This window comes from Mesorhizobium sp. YR577 (assembly GCF_900116595.1).
In the GTDB taxonomy this organism is placed as follows: Bacteria; Pseudomonadota; Alphaproteobacteria; order Rhizobiales; family Rhizobiaceae; genus Mesorhizobium_M.
In genome coordinates, this window is record NZ_FPBI01000024.1 from 1 (window position 1) to 24855 (window position 24855).

A 24855-nucleotide genomic window follows, 5' to 3' on the forward strand; every position below is an offset into this window, starting at 1 on the left:
GGTCGGCTCGCCCGCCGCTACCTGCTCAAAAGCTACGAATACTACGCCATCTCAGGCCTGGACGCCCCTCCCGCGAAGCGGGTTCGTGCATGGGGCGCAAAGCGGCCATTCGCTTTCGTGAAGACAAACATCGTCTTTTCAACGTTTTCCGTTCGGCCGCTCAGTCGCCGGTCCAGAAGGCGTGCCGGCCTCACACCTGGACCGCCCCCGCGGCGCATGAGATGGTCTAACGCAAAACGCCGTCCCGATGGTTAGATCGGGACGGCGATTGAATTATGCTGGAAGTGGTTGCGGGGGCAAGATTTGCAGCTATCGCGTCTCACACGTCAAGCACGCATCGAACTCGAAGCCGGGAGCGGAGACCAACTGACTTGATTCGCGACAATTTATCCAAAGAACGCTAGGCGAACGCTGTGGGACTTTCAGTGGGAGTTTTCGTCAGGAATTGCCCAGTTTCGCCTAAAATGATCGGCTTCTGTTCTCGCAGGCAGATTTAGGCCTTGCGCCGCAACCACTGAAAATATATGGCTTTCCGCGGTCCGGAGTGTAGCGCAGCCCGGTAGCGCACTTGACTGGGGGTCAAGGGGTCGTCGGTTCGAATCCGGCCACTCCGACCAATCTTCCCTTGAAATTTCCCCAGTAAATCATCGCCAAAATCCTCGGCAGCACATTCGCGGCCGACAGAGACAAAAAGATCCTGCTCCGGAAGGCCGAAGCAGGATCTGCAATCGATCTGTTGGCGGAAAAGCTTTTCTGCCTATTTCCGCCAAGCCGAAGCAACTTGTTCCTGACTTGGAACCTGTCCGCCCGGCGTCAGCTTGTCGACAAGGCCCGGAAGCGCCGTGGAGAGCTGCTTGAGCAGCTCGTCTTCACTGATGCCGGTTCTCTCGGCGATCATCTTGATCGTCTGCGCGCCGAGCGCCTTGCCGAGATCGTTGGCGGCGATTGGCTTGTTCTCGCCGGTGCCGACCCAGGAATCGGCGGCGGTGCCGTGTCCGGCTTCCTTCAGCTTGTCGAGCAGCCCGCCAAGGCCGCCGAGAAGGCCACCATCGGCTTCAGCCGTGGTATCGGCAGGTTCCGGCTCCTGGGGAGCCTGAGGTGCTGCTGGCTGGCTGCTTTTGCCGCTCAGCATCTTGCCGACCAAGAGTGCGCCGAGCGCGATAACCAAGGGTTTAGCGATATTGCCGCCAGGTACGGCGTCGTCGAAAAGTCCCATATTGGCCTCCATGTGCCAGGATTGTCGCCCCCGCACCTACAATAGTGGCACTGTGCAGCGGCTTTTCAAGCCCACAACCGAACAGTTGTGTTTATTTCGTTCCTGTGGAACTCTCGGTCGTCTGACGTTGGAGGAGAATTCTGTATGTCGGTCATCGCTTGGATCATTCTCGGCCTCATTGCGGGCTTCCTGGGCAGCAAAATCGTCAACAAAAGCGGACAAGGCATGCTGATGGACATCGTCCTCGGCATTGTCGGTGCGGTTGTCGGCGGTGTTATCTTCAACTTCTTCGGCGCGGCCGGCGTAACCGGCCTCAACATCTACAGCCTGATCGTCTCGGTTATCGGCGCCATCGTCGTGCTGTGGCTCTATCATACGCTGGCCGGACGCAGCAGCGTCTAGCCGACGACCTGTCAAAAGCGCTCGCTTCGCAGCGAAGCGGGCGTGCAGTGCCAATATCGGGGGTTTGCCGCGTGTCTCGGCGCGGGTATATTTTTGTTTATCCGCAGCCCGCGAAACGCCTGTTCAGTCGGGAACAACGGACAGCCGCATTCGTTCATCCGCTCAGACAGGAGCATGACGATGACAAAAGTGACCTATCAGATCGTGGAGCATGATGGCGGCTGGGCCTACAAGCTCGGCGACGTCTTTTCCGAAACCTTTCGCACCCATGAAGCGGCGCTGAACGCTGCCAAGGCAGCGGCCTCCGAGCAGCAGCTTGCCGGCAAGACCGAAGGCATTTCCTATCAGGACGCCGACGGCAGATGGCATGAAGAGATTGCACAAGGCAGCGACCGTCCCGAAGCCGACGTCACCGACAGCGGCCGGAAGGAAGACCGCGGCTAGCGCCCTCCCCAACCGGAACGATCAGGCGAGAACGACTTCATCTCCGACGCGCAGAGCGCCAGGCGTCGTGACATTGACCTGTATGCCGAAGCCGCCGCCGCCGTGGCGCGCGATGGTGTGGAGCACCGGCGGCGCGAAGGGCAAGCCGCCCTGCGCCAGCGCGACGAAACTGCAACGTTCGCAAGGTTCGACAACGATTGCCCTGGCTGAACCGATGGCAAGGCTGCGGTTCAGCCATTCCTTCTCGATGAAGCCTTCGAGCTCCGGCTCGGTCTCAATCACCATATTGGCGCGAAACCGCCGGACATCCACCTGAACGTCGGCAGGCGCTAGGGACGCCAATCTTGCCAGCGAGGCGGTTGTCAGCACATGCAGGTGGGCGCGATCGTATCGCGGCGCGGATGCAGCAGTCTCGCCTTTCGGGAATGGGTCTTCATAGCGCCGAAACTCCACCGGAAATCCGAGAATTTCGGTTGCCGCCGACGCCGCTTCCGGCGTGCCGACGGCCCGCCACACTCCATCATCGGCCAATACCTCGACTGCGTCGTCCACCAGCCGCGACTGCATTTCCGGGGCGACGCGCCAGCGTTTTTCCTTTTCCGGAGCAGCCACCTTGCCAGCCTCGACATCGAAGAGGCCCCAGCGCCGGTCCCCGACAATCCCATGCGCATCGAGGGCCGCTTCCTCCAGCCGCTCACCGCGTAGTGAACTGACCGGATATCGCCATAACTCGATGATCTTGCCGACTTTTGTCATGACCGCAGCGTAACGGTTTCATCCGTGAACGAAAGCCGGGAAGGATCGAAATTCCGACTGCAGAAAACAGATTTTCATTGTGCCACCGCAAGCTCACGCAGCGGCTCGATGATCCCGTTAAAGAAACCGGCTCAGTTCAACGCACCTGGTCGAGCAGCCGCTTGCATTCGAGAAGATCGAAAAGCGCTTCCTGAAGCAATGCACGGTTGTCGCGAGACAGTTTTCCGCTGTCCGGCTGCACCGGGCCTTCGTCGTCGGCCTTGCCAAGTCCGAAGAAGCGACGGTTCGGCTTGGCCTTCGGCTCGCCAACCAGCATCTCGTCGTCGGTGCGCGGTTGAGCGCCGGCGGTCATTGGCGCGGCCTCAGCCTGCTTGCGCTGGGCGATCGCCTCGACGGCAGCTACGTCGCCATTGCCGATCGCGACGAGGAACTGGTTGCCGTTCTCGCGCAGCAGCTTCTGCACGCCCTTGATGGTATATCCCTGATCATAAAGCATGTGGCGGATGCCCTTGATCAGTTCGACATCCTGAGGCCGATAATAGCGGCGGCCGCCGCCACGCTTCATAGGCTTGATCTGGTTGAAGCGCGTTTCCCAGAAACGCAGGACATGCTGGGGGAGATCGAGGTCTTCAGCGACCTCGCTGATGGTACGGAAGGCGTCGGGGCTCTTGTCCATGGGGCGCAACTCTCGCTCGGAACGCCTGTCCGTTACGAGGATTTCGCAACGCGGCTCTTTCCAACAGTTCGAGCGCAATCCTTTCCGACATCGGTCCCGCCACTCAGGATCACGCCCGGAAACCGATTCGTACACTATTTCAGCGCGTTGCGCGCTAACATTCAAGCCCGGCCTGAATCAGACCAGGGTTTGTCAACCGTATTCAGAAAGATCGACCGCTCAGATAAGGCAAAAGGCGCCGGCAAAACTACTTTGCGGCTTTGTCCTTGCTGTTCTGATGGGTGCGCAGGATGCGGCTCTTCAGGACATTGGATGCCTTGAAGGTCATGACACGGCGCGGCAGGATCGGCACTTCCTCGCCTGTCTTGGGATTGCGGCCGATGCGCTCATTCTTGTCGCGGACATGGAATGTCGCGAAGGACGACAGCTTTACTGTCTCGCCGCGTACGATCGCTTCACAGATTTCGTCGAGCACTGCCTCGACCAGTTCGGCGGATTCGGTTCGGGAAAGCCCCACCTTGCGGTAGACGGCTTCGGCTAGATCGGCGCGCGTAAGCGTTTTTCCCCCCATGCGACCGTCAACCATCCTCAAACAACAGATTTCGTTACAAACGCCGAGACGTTAGAAAATTGACCCGTCTAGGTCAAGGCCCTGAATGCTTTGACTTTTCCGAAACCGACGAATCTGATTCATGCTGCGTTGCGTCAAAGCGAGCCGGTTTCCATTTGGCCGGCAAATCGACCGCAAATTGCAGCCGGGAACCCTTATCGCAACCCGAATCTGCCTGCTACCAGCGCAAAAGCACCGCGCCCCAGGTGAAACCGCCACCCATGGCTTCCAGCAGCACAAGATCGCCTTTTTTGATGCGTCCGTCGGCAACTGCCACCGAAAGCGCCAGTGGAACGGACGCTGCAGACGTATTGCCGTGCAGATTGACCGTCACGACGACCTTTTCCTCGGCAATGCCGAGTTTTTTGGCGGATGCGTCGATGATGCGCTTGTTGGCCTGATGCGGCACGAACCAGTCGAGATCGTCGGACGTGATGCCGGCTTCCGAATAAGTCGCCTCGATCACGTCAGTTATCATGCCGACAGCATGTTTGAACACTTCGCGGCCTTCCATGCGCAGCATGCCGACCGTTCCGGTGGTCGATGGGCCGCCATCGACATAGAGCTTGTCCTTGTGGACACCGTCCGAGCGCAGGCTGGCCGCGAGGATGCCGCGATCGGCGATCGTGCCCTCGCCCTCCGCCGCCTCGATCACCAGCGCGCCTGCGCCGTCACCGAAAAGCACGCAGGTCGAACGGTCGTTCCAGTCTAGAATGCGCGAAAACGTTTCGGCGCCGATGACGAGAACGCGCTTGGCGAGCCCGCCGCGAATGTAAAGGTCGGCCGTCGTGATCGCATAGACGAAGCCCGAGCACACCGCCTGCATGTCGAAGGCGAAGCCGTGATGCATGCCGAGGCGGTTCTGGATTTCGACGGCGGTTGCCGGGAAGGTGTTGTTGGGGGTCGAGGTGGCGAGCACGATCAGGTCGATGTCTGCCGGCGTCAGGCCGGCATTGTCGAGGGCTGCGCGCGCGGCCGCCTCGCCTAGTGATGCCGTCGTCTCGTCGTCTGCCGCAATGTGGCGCTGGCGAATGCCGGTGCGCTGGGCGATCCACTCGTCGGAGGTCTCGACCATGCCTTCGAAGTCGGCATTCTTCATGATGCGGCGCGGCAGCGCAGACCCGATGCCACGCACAATCGATCTGATCATAGAATATCCTGTTCCTAATTCTCGTCCGCGAGTTCCGACGATCTCGTCGCCTGCGGGTGGCGGGCGTGGAAAAGATCGAGATCAGCCTCTATGCGGTCGAGAAGCCCGTTCCTGACCATGTCATAGCCGAGTTCGATCGCCGCTGCGAAACCTTCCGCGTCGGCGCCGCCGTGACTTTTTACCACAATGCCGTTGAGGCCGAGGAAGACGCCGCCATTGGCGCGGCGCACGTCCATCTTCTCGCGCAACGTGTCAAACGCGCCCTTGGCGAAGAGGTAGCCGATCTTGGCCATCAGCGTCCGGCCCATGGCCGCCCGCAGATAGCCCGCAATCTGGCGTGCCGTGCCTTCGGCCGTCTTCAGCGCGATGTTGCCGGCAAAACCCTCGGTGACAACGACGTCGACGGTGCCCTTGCCGATATCGTCGCCCTCGACGAAACCGTGGTAGTCCATCGCCATCTTGCCGGCTTCGCGCAGCAGGCGGCCGGCTTCCTTGACCTCCTCCTGGCCCTTGATCTCTTCGACGCCGACATTGAGCAGGCCAACTGTCGGGCGCTCCATGCCGAACAGGGCGCGCGCCATGCCGGTGCCGAGGATGGCGAAGTCGACCAGCTGATGCGCGTCCGCACCGATTGTCGCGCCGACGTCCAGGACCACGCTTTCGCCGCGTGCCGTAGGCCAGATCGCGGCAATCGCCGGGCGATCTATCGTCGCCATGGTGCGCAGGCAGAATTTCGACATGGCCATCAGCGCGCCGGTGTTGCCGGCGGAGATGCAGGCTTCCGCCTCACCGTTCTTGACGGCCTCGATCGCCTTCCACATGGAGGACTTCCAGCGGCCATGGCGCAGTGCCTGGCTCGGCTTGTCATCCATCCTCACCGCGATGTCGCAGTGGAAGAATTCGGTGATTGCCGCCAGCTTCGGATATTTGTTGAGTTCGGGACGAACGGCATCCTCGCGCCCATAGACCAGGAAGCGCACGTCGGTACGGCGCTGGGCGACCGTCAGAAGTGCGGGAATAAGGACTCCCGGCCCGTGGTCGCCGCCCATGGCGTCGATGGAAATTCTGATCACGCGGTATTCATCTCACGTTTATCGAACGGCGGGCCTTGGTTAAGGCTTCGCGAAAATAGCGGTTTTAAGCCGCCACACAACCGACATTTCGCGCGAAACGCACGCCATTCAGCGTTTTTGCGTCAGCGCGCGAAGCTTTCGTTGCAATTCGTTCTCGACCGGCTCTTCGGCCAAGTTATGGCTTGGTTGGCGTAATTCAGCGCCCTTCTTGCGCGGATAGGGATCGATCGCAAGGCCAAAAAATTCTTCGGCGAGCGCGCCGACGTCGATGGTCTCGCCGGAAAAGAGTTCCGGGCTGTCGGGACCGTCCGCATCAAGCATGATCTCCCCGCCCTCGCCGAAACCGTGCCGTGCGAGTTTCGAATCCTCCGGCAGGAAAAGCCCCGAAACTTCTTCGCTGACATGCGTTTCGATCGGCTCCAGCGTGACCACGCAAGCCTGCACGATGTCGGCCTCGACAGTTCCCGAAACCCTGATGCCATTGCGTTTCCAGGCGGTGACCAGCAATTCGGCCCGGTAGCGCTCGACCGTTTCCAGCCCGTGCTCTTCGGCAAGAGCCGCACGCTGCTTCTCGTCGGCCTCGATCACCACCGGCATGCCCTTCTGGGGCAGCCGCGCAACATTGGCCACGAAGGAAACCGGGCTTACTGGCATTTCATGTTTCATGACGGTCTCCTTTCCTTGTTTCATCAGGCAGCACCCGCGACCGGAAAGCGGACCGATCCCGAAAGGATCGCCTCCGACGCCTGCTCGCGCAGCATATTGTCCGCCTCTATCACATAGGCTGCAAGGGCGTCTGCCTGCGGCCAGGCTTCGCTGTCGGGCCTTATGTTTCGGGCCAGTGCTGCGGTGAGCGCTTCCCTGTCGCCGCGCTCGAGCGCATCGGTATAAGCGGCCGTGCGCCCGTAAAACATGCGGCCGAGCTTCTTCATCCGCTTCGGCACGCCCATATCGCCTATTCCGAGATCCCGCAGGGAGTGCTCGACTTCGGCGAAGAAATCATCGGTCAGTATCTGCGCGACCTCGCGTGCCGCGCCAGTCTCGCCGTGCAGTCGCTGCTGAAACAGGAACATATGCAGGGAAAGCATCTCGAAACGGCCAAGCGGCGTGTCGGGCGCATCCCAATCAGAATAAAATACCGGCTGCCGCGCCGCCGCCACGATTTCGGCGTAGAGCGCGTCCGTTATCGTACGATTGCTGCGTTCGCGGCCGAAAAGGCGTTTGAACATGACGGGCGGGTCTCCTCGGGGAACCGTTTCGCGGGGTGGCGTTGTTGCATCGGCGCGCAAGCTGGTTTACCGGTTTTGCGGCTCCGTGCAAGGTGGGGGCGGCAAGACATATTGCCAAGATCGATTTGAAGGAGTTGTTGTTGGGCTCGCTGAATTTCAAGACCATTTATTCGCCTGCCGCCGTCGGAGCGGCTTGCATGCTTGCCGCGGTGGGGCTTTCCGGCTGCAACTCGTCAAAGGTTCTGGGCGACCTGACGCCGGGCGAGACCCTGACGCAGGGCTATGTCATCGACCAGCAGCAGATCGATCTCGTGCCCGTCGGCTCCAGCCGCGAACAGGTTATTCTGGCGCTCGGCAGCCCGTCGACCACCGCGACCTTCGACAACGAGGTGTTCTATTACATTTCGCAGACGCGCAGGCGCTCGGTCGCCTTCCTGAATCCAAGACTGGTCGACCAGCGTGTTCTGGCCGTCTATTTCGGCCCCGACGGCCGCGTCACGCAGATCGCCAACTACGGCAAGCAGGACGGCAAGATCTTCGACTTCATCGCGCGCACCACGCCGACCGGCGGCAAGGACCAGAACTTCATCGGCCAGCTCATTGCCGGCGCGGGTGGCAAGCCGACCCTGCCGATCGGAACGACGCAGTAAGCGCTGCCACTTCATTGACCAATCAAAAACCCGCGGGATCGCTCCCGCGGGTTTTTTCGATTCGAGCCGCCCGTCGGCTCTTTATGAGTGCGCCAGCACGGCCAGCAGCAGCAATGCGACGATGTTGGTGATCTTGATCGCCGGGTTGACGGCCGGACCGGCGGTATCCTTATAGGGATCGCCGACCGTATCGCCGGTCACCGAAGCCTTGTGCGCTTCGGAACCCTTGAGATGCTTGACGCCGTCCTTGTCTGTGAAACCGTCTTCGAACGACTTCTTGGCATTGTCCCAGGCACCACCACCCGAGGTCATCGAGATGGCGACAAACAGGCCGTTGACGATGACGCCGAGCAGCGAAGCGCCGAGTGCGGCAAAGGCTGAGGCCTTGGAACCGGAGATGAGCAGCACGCCGAAATAGACGACGAGCGGTGCCAGCACCGGCAGCAGCGACGGGATGATCATCTCCTTGATCGCCGCCTTGGTCAGAAGGTCGACGGCGCGGGCGTAGTTGGGCTTGGAAGTGCCCTTCATGATGCCCGGATCCTCGCGGAACTGACGGCGAACCTCCTCGACGATTGCTCCCGCAGCACGACCGACGGCGGTCATGGCGATACCGCCGAAGAGATAGGGAATCAGGCCGCCGAAGATCAGGCCGGCAACGACGTAAGGGTTGGAGAGGTCGAAGGAGACTTCGCCCATGCCCTGGAAGTAAGGATATTTGTCGCCGTTGGCGGCAAAGAACTTCAGGTCGTTCGAATAGGCCGCAAACAGCACCAGCGCGCCGAGACCCGCCGAACCGATAGCATAGCCCTTGGTGACCGCCTTGGTGGTGTTGCCGACCGCGTCGAGCGCGTCGGTGGAGTGACGCACTTCCTTGGGCAGGCCGGCCATTTCAGCGATACCACCGGCATTGTCGGTGACCGGGCCGAAGGCATCGAGTGCCACGATCATGCCGGCAAGGCCGAGCATGGTGGTCACCGCGATCGCCGTGCCGAACAGGCCGCCGAGCTGGTAGGTCGAGATGATGCCGCCGACGATGACGATCGCCGGCAACGCCGTCGATTCCAGCGAAACCGCCAGGCCCTGGATGACGTTGGTGCCGTGGCCCGTCACCGATGCCTGGGCGATGGAATTGACCGGGCGCTTGTTGGTGCCGGTGTAGTATTCGGTGATGACGACGATAAGACCGGTTACCAGAAGGCCGACAAGGCCGCAGACGAACAGGTTCTGCCCGGTGACGGTAACACCGCCGCCGGTTCCGATCTCGCCCCAGCCGACGGTGAGCGACGTTGCAGCACCCAGGCCGATGATCGAAAGCAGGCCGGTGACGATCAGCCCCTTGTAGAGCGCGCCCATGATCGAGCCGTTGGAGCCGAGCTTGACGAAGAAGGTGCCGATGATCGAGGTGATGATGCAGGCGCCGCAGATGGCCAGCGGATAGAGCATGACGCTGCCGAGAACGGCAGTGCCGCCGAAGAAGATCGCCGCCAGAACCATGGTGGCGACGACGGTCACCGCATAGGTCTCGAACAGGTCGGCTGCCATGCCGGCGCAGTCGCCGACATTGTCGCCGACGTTGTCGGCAATGGTCGCCGGGTTGCGTGGGTCGTCTTCCGGGATACCGGCTTCGACCTTGCCGACGAGATCGCCGCCGACATCGGCACCCTTGGTGAAGATGCCGCCGCCGAGACGGGCAAAGATCGAGATCAGCGAAGCGCCGAAGCCGAGTGAGACAAGCGCGTCGATAACCGTGCGGTCATCAGGCGCCAGGCCCATCGGGCCGATGAGAACCCAGTAGTAGACCGACACGCCGAGCAGCGCGAGGCCCGCCACCAGCATGCCGGTGATGGCGCCCGACTTGAAGGCGATGTCGAGGCCGGCTGCCAGGCTGTTGGAGGCTGCCTGTGCGGTGCGCACATTGGCTCGCACAGACACATGCATGCCGATGAAACCGGCCACGCCCGAAAGCACTGCGCCGATCAGGAAACCGATTGCTGCGGTCGCCGATAAAAGCCACCAGGCCAGAAGGAGAACCACCACGCCGACGATGGCGATGGTCGTGTATTGACGCGCAAGATAAGCCTGTGCCCCCTCCCGGATGGCGGCTGATATTTCCTGCATGCGTGCATTGCCCTGGTCGGCTGCAAGAACCGACTGTGTCGCCCAGATGGCGTAAAGGACAGAAAGCAGGCCGCAGGCAATGACGACGTAAAGCATGGTCATTATGCCGATCTTCCCTGATTGTGAGCCCGGTAGAACCCCTCCCCGGGCGCTGCGATGAAGACCGGTTGGCCGTGTAGCCGGAATCCGGTCTGCGACTATTTGTCCGCAACGGATCGGCCAACGTCAAGTCAGTGTTGAGTTTTTGCCGGATTTTTGCCGTTTTTGATTAGGCCAAGCGACTGCCAAGCCTAGGGCCTCACGACAGGCGGGGAGTATCCAGGCCCTTACGGGCGCCGCACGGCAGACGTGTCCGGCACGTGCCTGCGCGAAACAACCAGCCATACCAGCGCCACGAGGCAGATCGCCGTCACCGGGAACACCACCCAGTTCAGCATCTCCCAGCCATAGGCGTTGTAGACCTTGCCGGACATCAGCGAAGCGAAGGCGACGCTGCCGAACAGGACGAAATCGTGAAAGCCCTGTGCCCTGCCCTTTTCGGACGGGTGATAGGTTTCCGCCACAAGCGCGGTCGCGCCGATGAAGGCAAAATTCCAGCCGAGACCGAGCAGGATGAGCGCGGTCCAGAACTGCCAGAGCTGGATGCCCGACAGCGCAACCAGCGCGCAGCCAATCAGCAGGATGAAGCCCGTCGCAACAATCGTATTTACGCCGAAGCGGTGGATCAGCCGGCCGGTGAAGAAGCTCGGCGCAAACATCGCCATGACATGCCAGGAAATGCCGAGCGTCGCCTCATCCGGCGAAAAACCGCAGCCGACCATGGCAAGCGGCGCGCCGGTCATGACGAAGGTCATCAGCGTGAAGGACCCGACGCCGCAAAGCAGCGCAACGATGAAGCGCGGCTGCGAAATGATCTCACCAAGGGGCCGGGCACTTCGGCTATCGACCGCTTTCTTGTGCGTATCCGGGCTCGTGCGCAGAAACGACAGAACGATCGCACCGGCCGCCGAAAGCACGAGGATCGCCGCGAAGGAACCGGCAAACATCACCGGCGCGAACAGTTCGCGCGTGAAGATGACGATCTGCGGCCCGAGGATCGCGGTAATCACGCCGCCGGCCAGCACGAAGGAAATGGCGCGCGCCTTGAATTCGCGCGGCGCATTGTCGGCAGCCGCAAAACGGAACTGCTGGACGAAGGCCCCGCCAATGCCGACGATCATGAGGCCGGCAGCAAACAGCCAGAAGTTGGATTGGAAGAGCGCCAGCGTCGCAACGAGCCCACCCAGCGCCGTCGCCAGCGTACCAGTCATAAAGCCGTTGCGCTGACCAAGCCATCTCAACACCGCCGCTGCCGGCAGCGAGCCCAGCGCAACGCCGAGGTTGAAGCCAGTAACAGGAGCGGTTGCTAGCGACTTGTCGGCGCCGAGCAGATAATGGCCGGCAAGCGCGCCGAGCGAGATGCAGATGGGAGCGGCCGAGCCGACAATTGCCTGCGAGGCTGCGAGGATGATCGCCGTTCGCCGTGCGTTGCTTTGCGCGGCGTCGCTCATCAGGCGTCTTTGCCGCGTCCTTCGCCGCGCACGCGGCGCGACACCCGGTCAAGCACGGCGTTCACCAGCTTCGGCTCGTCCTCGACATAGAACGCCTTGGCGATGTCGACATATTCCGAAACGATGACGGCAACCGGCACGTCCGGACGCTGCATCAACTCGTAGACGCCGGAACGCAGGATAGCGCGCAAAGTCGAATCGAGACGGGAAAGCGGCCAGTCCTCGGTCAGCGCCTGGCGGATGACCGGATCGACCGTCTTCTGATTCTCGACGACACCGGCAAGGATAGCGCGGAACCACTGCGCATCAGCTTCGCGATAGAGCGCGCCGTCGACTTCCTTGCCCAGCCTGAAGGCTTCATATTCGGCGGTGATTTCGAGCAGACCGGCACCCGCCACATCCATCTGGTAGAGCGCTTGCACGGCGGCAAGGCGGGCAGCGCCACGCTTGTTGGCCTGGCGGATGGGGGGCTGACCGTTTTCGGCTGGCTCAGTCACGATCAGGCTCCAAGGCGTTCGCGCAGGGCGATCATGGTGAGTGCGGCGCGCGCTGCGAAGCCGCCCTTGTCGCCCTCATGGCGCTTGGCGCGCGCCCAGGCCTGGTCGTCGTTTTCGACCGTCAGGATGCCGTTGCCGATCGCAAGCGATTCCTTGACCGCGAGGTCCATCAGCGCACGGCTCGATTCGTTGGCGACGATGTCGAAATGATAGGTCTCACCGCGAATGACGGTGCCAAGGGCGACAAAGCCATCATATTCCGTGCCGCCTTCCTCCGCGCCATCAAGCGCAAAAGAGATCACGGCAGGCACTTCCAGCGCGCCGGGAACCGTCACGACGTCATAAGTCGCACCCGCGTCGTCGAGCGCACCCTTCGCGCCTTCGAGAAGCGCGTCGGCGAGGTCGTCGTAAAAACGAGCCTCGATTATGAGCAAATGCGGTTTTGTGGAACTGGCCATGAACGTCTCCGGGATCGTCGGTGACTTAGGCCGAAGCCGGTAAGTTCGCAAGCGGAAGATTGCCGGATGACCGTTCGAGGCACTCCATCTGCGGCATCTTCGGCTGCGATGAAGGACGCGCTCTGAAACCGCACGCTCCGGGGCTCTTATGAAATGAGAAACAAATTCCGGCATCATCGATGTCGGAAACAGCGTTTTCCATTCGTCCTATGTGGGCCAAACGACACCGTGGAGGACCAATCAATGAGCAAGACCGTTGCAATTCTCATCGCAAGGCTGATTTTTGGCGGCGTTTTCGTCATGGCCGCTAGCTTCAAGTTTCTCGGCATGGAAGCGACAGCCGGCTACATCGCCGCAGCGGGTTTTCCGTTTCCGCTGTTTCTTGCCTGGGTCGCCGCCTTCTTCGAGGTCGCACTCGCTCTCGCATTGCTGACCGGCGCGTTCTTCTCGGAAGCCGCCATCCTTGCGGCAGTCTATGTGCTGTTCCTGGCCTTTGCCTTTCACGGGCCGTCGCACTGGGAAGGCAACCAGGCCGAATTCGGCTTCTTCATCGATCACTTCACCTTCATCGCCGGCCTGCTGTTCGCCGCGGTTCATGGACCGGGCGAAAAGCTGGCAATCAGGAAGAGCGTTTTTTGAGCCTCAAAGCCCCTCTTCCGCCGCCTGCGAAAGCCGCGCCGCATAGCGCGCCATGGTGTCAATCTCGAGATTGACGCGGTCGCCGACCTTTCGCTCGCCCCAGGTGGTGACGGTCAGCGAATGGTGGATCAGGAGCACGTCGAAGCGGGTGCGCTCGACCTTGTTGACGGTGAGCGAAGTGCCGTCGAGCGCCACGGAACCCTTGGGCGCGATGAATTTCGCCAGCTCGCGCGGCGCTTCGAGCGTGAAACGCACGGCGTCGCCCTCGTCCTGCCGCGCGACGATTTCGGCCATGCCGTCGACATGGCCGGAAACGATGTGGCCGCCGAGTTCATCACCGATCTTCAAGGCGCGTTCGAGATTGATGCGGCTCCCGGCTTCCCATCCGGCAGCGGTCGTCAGACGCAGCGCTTCTTCCCAGGCCTCGACCTCGAACCAGCGGCCGTTCGCGCCGGCTTCCGGCAGGGTGACGACGGTCAGGCAGACACCGCCGCAGGAGATCGATGCGCCGATGTCGATGGTTTCCGGGTCGTAGGCTGTGTCGATGCGCAGCCTGACGCCCTCGCTCAGCGGCGAGACGGAGGCGACTGAACCAACATCGGTGACAATTCCGGTAAACATCAGAAATTCCTTGTCCATTCGGCATAGCTGTCGTCGCCGAAGCGCGCCTGGCGCGTAAGGCGAAACCCTGCCGGCATATGGTTCTCATCAACCGGTGCTGCAATGCCGCCCGCGCCCAGTTCGATTGGACCACGAAAAATCACGATGCGGTCGACCATATCGTCGGCGAGGAAATTGCGCGCCGTCTCCGCCCCGCCCTCCACCATGACATTCATCATGCCAAGTGCTGCGAGATCCTCCAGCAATTCCGGCAGCGCGATGCGGCCGTCATAAGTGTCGGTGGCGAGCAATTTCACCCCGAGCGCTTCGAGTTCGGCTTTGCGCGCCGCATCCGCTTCCGGCCCAACGGCCACGAATAGGGGAACGGCTTCCGCCGTGCGCGCCAGTTTCGAAGCCGGATCGAGCCGTGCCAGACGATCCAGCACGATGCGCACCGGCGAGCGGCCCTCCAACCCTGGCAACCGCACCGTCAGTTCCGGGTCGTCGGCGAGCGCCGTGTTGATGCCGACCACGATCGCATCGGCCTCGGCGCGCATCAGATGCACCTGACGGCGCGAGATCGCGCCCGTGATGGCGATCTGCCCCTCGCCCGGCCGGCCGATCATACCGTCGGTGGAAAGCGCAAGTTTCAGAGTCACTTGCGGACGTTTTTTGAGAGATCGAGTCAGATAGCCGGCAAGCTGATCTGCGGCCTCGTCGGCCATCACCCGCTCGACCACTTCGATGCCGGCTTCGCGCAGGATGGCGTAGCCCTTGCCGGAGACGCGCGGGTCTGGATCACTCGCAGCACCCACAACGCGGGTCACGCCGGCCGAAACCAGCGCATTGGCGCAAGGCGGCGTGCGGCCGTGATGAGCGCAGGGTTCGAGCGTCACATAAGCGGTCGCGCCACGCGCTTTTTCCCCGGCTTCGGCCAGCGCCTCGGCTTCCGCATGCGGCCTGCCACCGATGGCAGTCACGCCGCGCCCGACGATCACCGGGCCGTTGCCGTCGTCACGAACGAGCAGCGTGCCGACGGCGGGGTTTGTCGCCGTCAGGCCAGCATGTTTTCGCGACATGCGAAGGGCTGCGGCCATGAAGCGGCGGTCAGTCGCCTGCTGGTCCTTATCGCGGCCAGCCATGGCTCAGCCGAGGTCCTCTTCGTCCTCGCCCTTGAGCTCGCCGAGAACGTCATGAAAGTCCTTGGCCTCACGGAAATTGCGATAGACCGAAGCGAAGCGGACATAGGCGACGTCGTCGAGCGACTTCAGCGCCTCCATGACCAGACGTCCGATCTCGCCAGTCGTCACTTCGGTTTCGCCCGAGCTTTCGAGCTGGCGCACGATGCCGGTTACTGCACGGTCGATGCGTTCGGGATCGACATTGCGCTTGCGCACGGCGATTTCCATCGAACGCAGCAGCTTGTCGCGGCTGAACGGAACTTTTCGGCCGGACTTCTTCACCACGACCAGGTCGCGCAACTGCACGCGTTCGAAGGTGGTGAAGCGCCCGCCGCAGTCGGGGCAGACGCGACGCCGCCTGATCGCCGCGCCGTCTTCGGCGGGGCGGGAATCTTTGACCTGGGTGTCTTCCGACTGGCAGTAGGGGCAGCGCATGTCTCAGCTTTGTCCTTCGCGATTCCTCTCGCGAAAGGCTTAGAGCATGATTGCGAAAAGTGGAAACCGCTTTTCGGTGCTGCCTGCGTCGCAAGCGAAGACAGAGCGTTCGTTTTTACACCGCAAATGAAAAAGGGCGGGAAAACCCGCCCTTTTCAACCGTTCACCCCAGATAGGGATAAAGCGGGAAGCGGTCGGTGAGTTCGACCACCTTCTTCTTCACGGCAGACTCGACGGCCGCATTGCCTTCGTCAGAATTCGCGACCTTCAGCCCGTCGAGCACTTCGGCGATCAGATTGCCGATCTCGCGGAACTCAGCCTCGCCGAAGCCGCGCGTCGTGCCGGCCGGCGTGCCGAGGCGAACGCCCGAGGTGACGAAGGGCTTTTCCGGGTCGAAGGGAATGCCGTTCTTGTTGCAGGTGATGTTGGCGCGGCCAAGGGCTGCCTCGGCGCGCTTGCCGGTGGCGTTCTTGGGGCGCAGGTCGACCAGCATCAGATGGTTGTCGGTGCCGCCCGAAACGATATCGAGACCCGTTCCCTTCAGGCTATCGGCCAGCGCCTTGGCGTTGGCGACGATGTTGGCGGCGTAGGTCTTGAATTCCGGCTTCAGCGCCTCGCCGAAAGCGACCGCCTTTGCGGCGATGACATGCATCAGCGGACCGCCCTGCAGGCCGGGGAACACCGCCGAATTCATCTTCTTGGCGATTTCCTCGTCATTGGTCAGGATCATGCCGCCGCGCGGACCGCGCAGGGATTTGTGCGTGGTCGTGGTCACGACATGGGCATGCGGCAGCGGCGACGGGTGCTGGCCGCCGGCAACGAGACCGGCAATGTGGGCCATGTCGACCATCAGATAGGCGCCGACTTCGTCGGCGATCTCGCGGAAACGCTTCCAGTCCCAGATGCGGGAATAGGCGGTGCCGCCGGCGAGGATCAGCTTCGGCTTGTTCTCGCGGGCAAGGCGCGCAACCTCGTCCATGTCGAGCAGGTGGTCGTCCTGACGCACGCCGTAGGAGACGACCTTGAACCATTTTCCCGACATATTGACCGGCGAGCCGTGGGTCAGATGGCCGCCCGAATTGAGGTCGAGGCCCATGAAGGTGTCGCCCGGCTGCAGCAGCGCCAGGAACACCGCCTGGTTCATCTGGCTGCCGGAGTTCGGCTGGACGTTGGCGAAGTTGCAGCCGAACAGTTTCTTGGCGCGCTCGATGGCGAGCGTCTCGGCGACATCGACGAACTGGCAGCCACCGTAGTAGCGCTTGCCCGGATAGCCTTCGGCATATTTGTTGGTCATGATCGAGCCCTGCGCTTCCAGCACGGCGCGGCTGACGATGTTTTCCGAGGCAATCAGCTCGATCTCATGGCGCTGACGGCCAAGCTCGTTGCGGATGGAGCCGAAAATCTCCGGATCGGCATCGGCGAGCGTCGTGCCGAAGAAGGATTCGAAATGTTGCGAGGCGGCCGAGTCTCTTGCCATGTCAGGTAAATCCTTAGCTGGGGCGGTGCTCTGTTGCGCGGACATCATCCCTTGGGGAAGGAGATCATGTTCCATGCGGCGCGCCATTAGCACACTTGCTTGGGCCTCGCCACGTTCGCGGCGCGAAATTTGGTGGTCGCTTTGCGGCAGAACGGCGCGGTGCACCCGAAAAGCATGCCCTGCCCGCTTCCACGCCGGTTGCATATTGCGCCCAGCGCGGGTATTTCTGGCCTGCAACTCGTCATGATCAAGAAAGGAGGGCTGCGTGAATACGTTTTTTCGTCATCATCGTCAGCGTGGCCCCGTCAACGCCCTGCAAATGCGTTTGCAGGGCTGACCAGAACGATCGCCGACAAAGCATCTCTCCCGGTCTGCCCTTCGTGGTGACGCAGTTCTGAGCTTTCAGCTTAGTGCCTGCGTATCGTGAATTTTCACCGAGTTTTGACTACCAGAATCCGCTTTTTGCTGTGCTCACCGCGGATACGGCACGTCGCTCGGGACAGACCAGAGAACGACAATGGCACTCATCAATCTGCGCAATCTCGGCGTCACGCTTGGCGCTCCGCTCTTTTCCAATCTCAATCTTTCCGTCGAGGCCGGCGACCGGCTTGGCATCGTAGCGGCCAATGGCAGAGGCAAATCCACGCTTCTGCGATGCATTGCCGACGGGTTCGAGCCGACGGCCGGCGACATCACCCGCTCGCGCGGCCTGCGCATCGGCCATGTCGAGCAGGATATCCCCGCCAAGCTGCTCGATATTCCCTTTTATGAGGCCGTCCAGGAGGTTTTGTCCCCGGAACAGGCTCATTCGGAGAGCTGGCGCGTCGATGTCGTGCTGGACTCCCTCGACGTGCCGGAAGCGATGCGCGAAAAACCCCTCGCCCAGCTCAGCGGCGGTTGGCAGCGGCTTGCCATGCTCGCCCGCGTCTGGGTGACCGATCCCGACGCCCTGCTCCTGGACGAACCGACAAACCACCTCGACCTCGCCCGTATCCGGCAGTTGGAAGACTGGCTGAACGCGCTTCCGCGCGATGTTCCGGTGATCATTTGCAGCCACGACCGGGCGTTCCTCGACGCCACGACCAATCGCACGCTGTTCCTGCGTGCCGAGCGCTCGCAGGTCTTTTCGCTGCCCTATTCACGAGCCCGCGCCGCTTTGGGCGAGGTCGACGCCTCCGAGGAGCGGCGATACCAGAAGGACATGAAGGTCGCGCAGCAATTGCGCCGTCAGGCCGCCAAGCTCAACAATATCGGCATCAATTCGGGCAGCGACCTGCTGACGGTCAAGACCAAGCAGTTGAAACAACGGGCCGAGCGCATGGAGGATGCCGCTCGGCCCGGATACCAGGAGCGGTCGTCGGGTGCGATCAAGCTCGCCAATCGCGGCACGCATGCAAAGATCCTGATCACGCTCGATGATGCGTCCGTTGAGACGCCGGACGGCACGCTGCTATTCAAGACCGGCAGGAAGTGGCTCTGCCAGGGCGACCGCGTCGTCCTTCTCGGGCGCAACGGTGCCGGCAAGTCACGCCTCGTTCACCTGATCAGAAAGGCGATAATGGAGCCAACCGCATCAGCGGAAACGGTCAAGGCCACGCCTTCCCTCGTGCTCGGCTATGGCGACCAGGGACTGTCCGACCTCGCCGACGACGACACGCCGCTCGCCACCCTCAGCCGCCGTTTCGAGGTCGGCGACCAGCGCGCCCGCACCTTGCTGGCGGGCGCCGGGATGACGGTCGAAATGCAGGCCAGCGCCATTGGCCGGCTTTCGGGCGGGCAGAAAGCACGGCTGGCGATGCTGGTGCTGCGGCTGACCAATCCCAACTTCTATCTGCTCGACGAGCCGACCAACCATCTCGATATCGACGGGCAGGAAGCGCTGGAAACCGAGTTGATGGCGCATGAGGCAAGCTGCCTGCTGGTCTCGCACGACCGAAGCTTCGTCAGGGCCGTCGGCAACCGGTTCTGGCTGATCGAGAAACGGCGGCTGGTCGAGGTCGAAAGCCCGGAAGAATTCTTCGCGTCGGTTGTCGAAACGGATGGCTGAATGGACGCGAGGCCGGGCAGCACTCAATGCCCGGCGCTGCCCTTCTTCTTGGCGATCAGGGCCAAGGTGAGCGTCACTTCACTCATGATCGCACGCATTGTCGTGTCGTTGATCTTGTGTGACCGCAGGAGCCCGACAAGGGCCGCGCGCTCCGCGTCCAGTGCTGCCTCCGTCATGGCGCCGATCACCGGCAAAAGGTCCTGCGCGGCCGGATCGTCCGCATCGCCTAGAACGATCCGCTGCCGGTAGAAAGGGATCAACTGCTGCGACGCGGCCATCCGTGTCTCGTAGATCGCCGGGTCGTCGCGGCTTTCCTCCACCATCTGCTCGATGCGGGCGATTGCTGCCTCCGCCGCCGTCACCCGCGCCAGGCGCTCTTCGTTGGCAAGCACGTCCTCTTCCTCCAGCGGTATGCCACGCGCGACCGCCGGCAAAGCGACGCTGGCCACCACCAGCGAGCATATGATCACGCCGGCTGCGATGAAAATGACCAGATCGCGCGCCGGAAATGGCGAACCGTCCTGCAGGACGAGCGGCAGCGACAGGATACCGGCCAGCGTGATCGCACCGCGAACGCCGGCAAGCGTCATCACCACTTTCAGCCGACCGGTCAGCCGCTGCACGTTGCGGCCGCGCCAACGATCGATCGCGCCGCGCACTGCCGAACCGAAGACGATCCAGGCAAAGCGGATCGCAAGCAGGATCAGCGTCAGCGTCAACACCGCCAGCACCGGCTCCCACACCGTGCCATACAGCGACAGCTCCGACGGAACCGTGCGGATGATGCCGGGCAGTTGCAGGCCGAGCATGAGGAAGATTGCGCCATTGAAGGTGAAGGACAGGACGTCGACCAAAGCGGCATTCTGCATGCGCGCCGGAATGCTCAGCGCGCCGAACAGACCCGTGCGGCTGGTGTAGAGCCCGGCCGTCACCGCTGCCAGAATACCCGAAGCGTGCATCTCCTCGGCCAGAAGGTACGCGGCAAAAGGCAGGAGGATCAGGATCATCACCTGCACCTCGGGCCTTATATCGCCGATCTTGGCAACGATGCGCAGCACCGTCGACGTGCCCCAAAGCGTCACCAATCCCGCAAGGACGCCGCCCAGGGCAACCAGCCAGAACGTCACCGCCGTTTCGCCGAGCGAGAAATGCCCGGTGAGTGCGGCGGCGACGGCAAAGCGCAGAACCACCAGGCCGGACGCATCGTTCAGCAGGGATTCGCCTTCGAGGATATGGCGGATGCGGGCCGGCACCATGTCGCGGCCGACGATGGAGGAAACCGCGAGCGCGTCGGTCGGCGACAGAACCGCGGCCAGCGCAAAGGCCACCGGCAGCGGCACCACCGGCAGCAGCCAGTGCAGCGCGTAGCCAAAGACGACGACCGTGAAGAAGACCAGCCCGAAGGCAAGGCCGAATATCTGGGGCGCGAGTTCCCTGAACTCCCGCTTCGGCAGCAGAAGGCCCTCAATGAACAGCAAGGGCGGCACGAAGACGAGCAGGAATAGCGCCGGCTCCATTTCCACATGCAGCCCGTCGATCGGCCAGGCCAGGAGAATGCCGAGCACGATCTGGATGATCGGCAAAGGCAGCGGCAGGAAGCGCACCAGCACGCCGGAAACAGCCACCAGCACCAGAAGCAGCAGGATCAAAGTCGCGACGGCCAAGCTATGCTCCAGAACCAAGGCGGCCTTGCCGCAAAAACCGATCCAGCAGAAATGAAAAAAGCCGCCTTGTCAGGCGGCTTTTTTCATTTGTTCGCAGGCGCTTACAGCGCCGAGGAAATCTTCAGCTCATCGACGCCGTCGCGGCCGTAGATATCGTCGCGGAAGTGCACGACAGCATCACCGGTCGACCACGCGGAAATGTAGGTGAAGTAGACAGGAACCGGATTGGTAACCTGCACCGGCGTGGTCGTGCCGGTCTTGATCGTCTGCTCGAAATGCTGGCGGCTCCAGCCAGGCGTGTCACGCAGGATCCAGGTGACGAGATCGCGCACGTTCTGGACGCGCACGCAGCCCGACGAATCGAAGCGCATCAGCTTGCCAAACAAGCTCTGCTGCGGCGTGTCATGCATGTAGACGCCATCCGGGCTCGGGAAGTTGATCTTCACCGAAGCCATGGCGTTGCCGGCGCCCGGGTCCTGACGGAAGCGATACTTGGCGGCCTCCTCGGTCGACCAGTCGACATTGATCGGATCGACCTCGCTGCCATCCGGGGCAAACAGGCGAATGTGGCTGTCGGCCAGATATTTGGGATTCTTGCGCATCAGCGGAATGATGTCCTTGCGGACGATCGAAACCGGTGCGTTCCAGTATGGATTGACGATGATCTCGTTGATCTTCGAATTGAGGATCGGCGTCTGGCGGTCGATCTTGCCGACGATCGCAGCATGGCGCAGGACGACACGGCCGTTCTCGACAGCTTCGATCTGCGCGGCGGGAACGTTCACCATCACATAACGCTGGCCGAGATCACCCGACATGGAGCGCAGGCGCACGAGGTTGGTCTCGAGCTGGCCGAGACGCACCGGCGCGGAGATGTTCATCGCGGCGTAGGAATATTTTCCGAGGACGCCATCTGCCGGCAGGCCGTGACGGGCCTGGAAGCGCTTCACGGCGCTGTCGACATAGGTATCGAACACCGGCGAGATGCCCGCCTGGGCCGAAAGATCGCCGGAAACCATCAGGCGCTGGCGGAGCGCCTTAACGTCTGCGTCTTCCACGCCGAGCTGCAGTTTCTTGGTCGAAGGCACTTCCGGCCAGCCGCCCTGCGAAACGATACCCTGGTACTGGCCGATTGCCTGTTCGACATAGGACACGGTCTGCGGCGAAAAGATCGGCTGGTTGGAAGCAACCTTGCCGCCCTGGGTGGCGCGCGCATCGAACGTGTCGTCCCAGTTGCCGCGACGCGAGGAGCTGAGAATTTCACCGATCGCGTCCTGCGCGAAGGCTTTTCCGGCGAGAGCAGTTCCCGCAAGCGCTGCGGCTGTAGTCAGAAAGGAACGGCGGGTCGTGTTCATGGACATTCCAGACATCTATCCTGCGTTGCATCGATCGGATGAATTCATCCGTAGCTTATGGCGACTATGCTTAACAATTAGCCAACCATAACTCCGCGTCGGAAGCGCTTTACAACGCACGTCGTCGTCCGGAGTTCCCCCTCAGGCAATCCCTCGATACCTGACGGTCCATTTCACCCTTCCGCATAGTCATCGGAATATGGCGTTTGCGTGGCCATAAGGGACGCGAAGCGCCTATGCCAGAAAAAAGATGAGCCGGCGCCCCTCGGCACCGGCCCTGACTGGAGAATTTGTCCTTGCCGTGGTTCTTTCGCCACGGTCCATATTGTTCGCCCGACAGAGCGGGTTCTTACATGCGGTAAGCGATCGTATCGTTCCAGAAGCGATCCAGGCGCTGGAGAGCCCGGTTCATCTGCTTGAATTCCTCAGTGTTGATGCCGCCGACCTGTTCGATCGAGCCGACATGGCGCTCATAAAGGCCGGCAACCACCTCTGCCACTTCCGAACCCTTGTCGGTAAGGCTGACGCGGACCGAACGGCGGTCGATGCGCGAGCGCTGGTGGTTGATGAAGCCAAGCTCGACCAGCTTCTTCAGATTGTAGGAAACGTTCGAGCCGAGATAGTAGCCGCGGGAGCGCAGTTCGCCCGCCGTCAGCTCCGAATTGCCGATGTTGAACAGCAGCAGCGCCTGGATCGCATTGATGTCGCTGCGTGCGTTGCGATCGAACTCATCCTTGATAACATCAAGAAGACGGCGGTGCAGTCTTTCAACAAGCTGCAGGGATTCCATGTAAAGCGAGCGGATTGCTTCGCGACGGTCATCGGATACGCTAGTGGTCTTCGCCACTGGACGGGAAGTGTTCATTGTCTTTGCCTCTCGTTTGTCGCCCGGTGATTGTTTTGTTTTTCTCACCTTGATCGCGACACTATCGAATACGTCTAAAATTCGACTTAAACGTCAGGCTTAACAAGGGCTTACCCTTGGGTGGTTTCGTAAGAAGGTTAACAAACGGCCAGCCGAGGGGCGAAAATTAACCTAAACATTTAGGTAACGCCTGAGATCCCCGGGCAACGGCCGAAACGGCTCAGATCTTGGCCTGCCGTTTCTGGAAGAAGATCACCACGCGGAAGGCGATATAGAGCAAGGCCACGAAGGCGTGCGAAATGACGATGGCGAAGCGGTGGCCGAACAGGTCGGGAAAGCCGGCATACATGGTCACTTCGGTCGCCGCGCAGATGAACCAGATCACCGGCCCCCACGACGCCAGCATCCAGAGGCCGATGCCGGCGAAGGGGTAAAAGACCGCGAGGATCACCGCCGTCACCTGCCAATAGACCGGCATGGTATCGAACCGCCACAGCGGCTCGTCGTACAGTCCGATCAGCCTTATCCAGTAGAGCACGCCGAACAGCAGGCAATAGGCCGCGATGATGCGCAGGAACCACGCGAACGTCGACTCCGCCACCGTGGGCCCGATCGCCGGCGATCTGACAGCGCGCTCGCTCACAACTCAAGGTCTCCATTCGGCAGCGGCGCGAAGTAAGCGTCGATCGCTGCCGGATCGATTTCCTCCAGCGTCGCGGGCGACCAGACCGGCGTCGAGCCTTTGTCGACGATAGCCGCGCGTATGCCTTCGTAGAAATCCCGGCCGTCCAGCATGCGGTTGAGGATGCGGAACTCCATGCGCATGCAATCGTCCATCGACATGGTCGATCCCGCCGTGATCTGGCGGAAGGCGACATTGAGGCTGGTCGGCGAGCGCAGGCGCATCGTCGCCAGCGTCTTGGCTGCAAACTCATCGTCGGCAGCGTCTCTCTCGAGGCTTTCCAACACGGCGTCCAGCGACGGGCGCGAAAAATGCCGCGCGATCTTCTCCAGCGTTTCCCGGTCGGTCTCACGCCGGGCCGCCATGAATGTCTCGCGCAGCGTCAAGTCGGTCTCGCCCGGCTCGAACAGCTCTTCGAGCAGTGCGCCGATATACTGCGCCTGTATCGTGTGCGTCGCCAGGCCCGACCAGAGCGCGTCGCCATAGCGGATGCGGTTGCCGGTAAGGCCAAGATACATGCCGAAGCTGCCGCCGAGGTCAGGCAGCAGGTGGCTGCCGCCGACGTCCGGGAAAAAGCCGATACCGACTTCCGGCATGGCGAATTGCGCGTTCTCGGTCATGACGCGGTGCGAGCCATGGAAGGATACGCCGACCCCTCCCCCCATCACGATGCCGTCGATGAGGGTGATGTAGGGTTTTGGAAACCGGGCGATCTGTGCGTTCAGCCGGTATTCGTCAGCGAAGAAGGCGAGAGATGTGGCCGAGCCCGGACCGGCCTGATAGACATCCATTATGTCGCCGCCGGCCGAAAACGCCCTGCCCTCGGCCTTGACCACGACGCGCATCACCTGCGTGTCCGTCTTCCACGCGTCCAGCGCCCGCGACAGCGCCTTGACCATATTGTGCGTGATGGCGTTCAGCGCCTTGGGCCGCGTCAGCGTGACCACACCGGCCATGCCGATGTGCTCGAACCGTATTTCGTCGCCGCCGCCAAAGTCCATGCACAGAATCCCTTCCCTATCGACCGGGACTGCAAGTGCTAAGGAATGCGGCAAGGTGCGTCAATCTTGCTGGCCTC

At 61.8% G+C, this 24855-nt stretch carries 26 protein-coding genes and 1 tRNA gene; 6 read left to right on the forward strand and 21 right to left on the reverse strand.

Annotated features, from left to right (window positions below; translation table 11 throughout):
* Positions 1 to 540 precede the first annotated feature (540 nt).
* Positions 541 to 617 (forward strand) — tRNA-Pro (locus BM413_RS26095).
* A gap of 140 nt (positions 618 to 757) precedes the next feature.
* Here the strand turns inward: BM413_RS26095 and BM413_RS26100 are convergent.
* Positions 758 to 1216: a YidB family protein gene (locus BM413_RS26100; protein ID WP_091917791.1), complete on the reverse strand. Its 459-nt coding sequence runs from the start codon at positions 1214 to 1216 to the stop codon at positions 758 to 760.
* 144 nt (positions 1217 to 1360) lie between these two features.
* On the opposite strand from BM413_RS26100, the gene BM413_RS26105 reads away from it, so the two are divergent.
* Both BM413_RS26105 and BM413_RS26110 read left to right on the forward strand, forming a co-directional pair.
* A complete protein-coding gene (locus tag BM413_RS26105) occupies positions 1361 to 1618 on the forward strand; it encodes a GlsB/YeaQ/YmgE family stress response membrane protein (RefSeq protein WP_091917792.1) in 258 nt (85 codons plus the stop codon).
* 180 nt (positions 1619 to 1798) lie between these two features.
* On the forward strand, positions 1799 to 2062 hold the full coding sequence (locus tag BM413_RS26110; RefSeq protein WP_091917793.1) for a DUF2188 domain-containing protein: 264 nt from the start codon (positions 1799 to 1801) through the stop codon (positions 2060 to 2062).
* Positions 2063 to 2083: 21 nt separating this feature from the next.
* Here the strand turns inward: BM413_RS26110 and BM413_RS26115 are convergent, their stop codons facing one another.
* The 7 genes from BM413_RS26115 to BM413_RS26145 form a co-directional block, all read right to left on the reverse strand.
* A complete protein-coding gene (locus tag BM413_RS26115; RefSeq protein WP_091917794.1) occupies positions 2084 to 2818 on the reverse strand; it encodes an MOSC domain-containing protein in 735 nt (244 codons plus the stop codon).
* 136 nt (positions 2819 to 2954) lie between these two features.
* Positions 2955 to 3494 carry a MerR family transcriptional regulator gene (locus tag BM413_RS26120; RefSeq protein WP_091917795.1) on the reverse strand — a complete coding sequence of 180 codons (540 nt, stop codon included), beginning with the start codon at positions 3492 to 3494 and terminating at the stop codon, positions 2955 to 2957.
* Positions 3495 to 3741: 247 nt separating this feature from the next.
* Positions 3742 to 4065: an integration host factor subunit alpha gene (locus tag BM413_RS26125; protein ID WP_091917796.1), complete on the reverse strand. Its 324-nt coding sequence runs from the start codon at positions 4063 to 4065 to the stop codon at positions 3742 to 3744.
* Positions 4066 to 4282: 217 nt separating this feature from the next.
* Positions 4283 to 5254, reverse strand: coding sequence for a beta-ketoacyl-ACP synthase III (locus BM413_RS26130; RefSeq protein ID WP_091917797.1), 972 nt, complete (start codon positions 5252 to 5254; stop codon positions 4283 to 4285).
* Positions 5255 to 5268: 14 nt separating this feature from the next.
* The gene (plsX, locus tag BM413_RS26135) at positions 5269 to 6327 is read right to left on the reverse strand and encodes a phosphate acyltransferase PlsX (RefSeq protein WP_091917798.1); all 1059 of its coding nucleotides are present in this window, start codon (positions 6325 to 6327) and stop codon (positions 5269 to 5271) included.
* A 108-nt stretch (positions 6328 to 6435) separates the two neighbouring features.
* Positions 6436 to 6993 (reverse strand): YceD family protein, encoded by a 558-nt coding sequence (locus BM413_RS26140; protein ID WP_091917799.1) that lies wholly within the window; start codon positions 6991 to 6993, stop codon positions 6436 to 6438.
* A gap of 23 nt (positions 6994 to 7016) precedes the next feature.
* A complete protein-coding gene (locus tag BM413_RS26145) occupies positions 7017 to 7556 on the reverse strand; it encodes a ubiquinol-cytochrome C chaperone family protein (protein WP_091917800.1) in 540 nt (179 codons plus the stop codon).
* Positions 7557 to 7696: 140 nt separating this feature from the next.
* Here BM413_RS26145 and BM413_RS26150 point away from each other — a divergent pair, with 140 nt between their 5' ends.
* Positions 7697 to 8206, forward strand: coding sequence for an outer membrane protein assembly factor BamE (locus BM413_RS26150; protein WP_091917801.1), 510 nt, complete (start codon positions 7697 to 7699; stop codon positions 8204 to 8206).
* 81 nt (positions 8207 to 8287) lie between these two features.
* Here BM413_RS26150 and BM413_RS26155 read toward each other — a convergent pair whose 3' ends face one another.
* From BM413_RS26155 to ribH, 4 genes are all read right to left on the reverse strand, one after another.
* On the reverse strand, positions 8288 to 10429 hold the full coding sequence (locus BM413_RS26155; protein WP_091917802.1) for a sodium-translocating pyrophosphatase: 2142 nt from the start codon (positions 10427 to 10429) through the stop codon (positions 8288 to 8290).
* A gap of 224 nt (positions 10430 to 10653) precedes the next feature.
* On the reverse strand, positions 10654 to 11877 hold the full coding sequence (locus tag BM413_RS26160; RefSeq protein ID WP_091917803.1) for an MFS transporter: 1224 nt from the start codon (positions 11875 to 11877) through the stop codon (positions 10654 to 10656).
* Positions 11877 to 12374, reverse strand: coding sequence for a transcription antitermination factor NusB (nusB, locus tag BM413_RS26165; protein WP_091917804.1), 498 nt, complete (start codon positions 12372 to 12374; stop codon positions 11877 to 11879). Before nusB ends, BM413_RS26160 begins: the two co-directional genes overlap by 1 nt.
* A 2-nt stretch (positions 12375 to 12376) precedes the next feature.
* Entirely contained in the window at positions 12377 to 12832 is a 456-nt protein-coding gene (gene ribH / locus BM413_RS26170) for a 6,7-dimethyl-8-ribityllumazine synthase (protein ID WP_091917805.1), read from the reverse strand.
* Positions 12833 to 13075: 243 nt separating this feature from the next.
* Between ribH and BM413_RS26175 the strand changes: the two genes are divergently transcribed.
* On the forward strand, positions 13076 to 13471 hold the full coding sequence (locus BM413_RS26175; RefSeq protein WP_091917806.1) for a DoxX family protein: 396 nt from the start codon (positions 13076 to 13078) through the stop codon (positions 13469 to 13471).
* A 3-nt stretch (positions 13472 to 13474) separates the two neighbouring features.
* Here the strand turns inward: BM413_RS26175 and BM413_RS26180 are convergent, their stop codons facing one another.
* From BM413_RS26180 to glyA, 4 genes are all read right to left on the reverse strand, one after another.
* The gene (locus BM413_RS26180) at positions 13475 to 14092 is read right to left on the reverse strand and encodes a riboflavin synthase (protein WP_091917851.1); all 618 of its coding nucleotides are present in this window, start codon (positions 14090 to 14092) and stop codon (positions 13475 to 13477) included.
* Complete coding sequence (gene ribD, locus BM413_RS26185; protein ID WP_091917807.1) at positions 14092 to 15213, reverse strand: bifunctional diaminohydroxyphosphoribosylaminopyrimidine deaminase/5-amino-6-(5-phosphoribosylamino)uracil reductase RibD; 1122 nt, start codon at positions 15211 to 15213, stop codon at positions 14092 to 14094. Before ribD ends, BM413_RS26180 begins: the two co-directional genes overlap by 1 nt.
* A gap of 3 nt (positions 15214 to 15216) precedes the next feature.
* The gene (gene nrdR, locus BM413_RS26190; RefSeq protein WP_091917808.1) at positions 15217 to 15687 is read right to left on the reverse strand and encodes a transcriptional regulator NrdR; all 471 of its coding nucleotides are present in this window, start codon (positions 15685 to 15687) and stop codon (positions 15217 to 15219) included.
* A 163-nt stretch (positions 15688 to 15850) separates the two neighbouring features.
* Positions 15851 to 17164, reverse strand: coding sequence for a serine hydroxymethyltransferase (gene glyA / locus BM413_RS26195; protein WP_091917809.1), 1314 nt, complete (start codon positions 17162 to 17164; stop codon positions 15851 to 15853).
* A gap of 517 nt (positions 17165 to 17681) precedes the next feature.
* On the opposite strand from glyA, the gene BM413_RS26200 reads away from it, so the two are divergent.
* Positions 17682 to 19211, forward strand: coding sequence for an ABC-F family ATP-binding cassette domain-containing protein (locus tag BM413_RS26200; protein ID WP_091917810.1), 1530 nt, complete (start codon positions 17682 to 17684; stop codon positions 19209 to 19211).
* A gap of 23 nt (positions 19212 to 19234) precedes the next feature.
* Here the strand turns inward: BM413_RS26200 and BM413_RS26205 are convergent, their stop codons facing one another.
* From BM413_RS26205 to BM413_RS26225, 5 genes are all read right to left on the reverse strand, one after another.
* A complete protein-coding gene (locus BM413_RS26205; protein ID WP_091917811.1) occupies positions 19235 to 20875 on the reverse strand; it encodes a Na+/H+ antiporter in 1641 nt (546 codons plus the stop codon).
* Between the two features lie 101 nt (positions 20876 to 20976).
* A complete protein-coding gene (locus tag BM413_RS26210) occupies positions 20977 to 22230 on the reverse strand; it encodes a L,D-transpeptidase family protein (protein WP_091917812.1) in 1254 nt (417 codons plus the stop codon).
* Between the two features lie 349 nt (positions 22231 to 22579).
* Positions 22580 to 23095, reverse strand: a complete 516-nt coding sequence (locus BM413_RS26215; RefSeq protein ID WP_091917813.1) for a transcriptional regulator LdtR — start codon at positions 23093 to 23095, stop codon at positions 22580 to 22582.
* Positions 23096 to 23315: 220 nt separating this feature from the next.
* Entirely contained in the window at positions 23316 to 23738 is a 423-nt protein-coding gene (locus BM413_RS26220) for a DUF6163 family protein (RefSeq protein ID WP_091917814.1), read from the reverse strand.
* Positions 23735 to 24778, reverse strand: a complete 1044-nt coding sequence (locus tag BM413_RS26225) for a 3-hydroxyisobutyryl-CoA hydrolase (RefSeq protein ID WP_091917815.1) — start codon at positions 24776 to 24778, stop codon at positions 23735 to 23737. The genes BM413_RS26220 and BM413_RS26225 overlap by 4 nt, the downstream gene beginning before the upstream one ends.
* Positions 24779 to 24855: the final 77 nt, after the last annotated feature.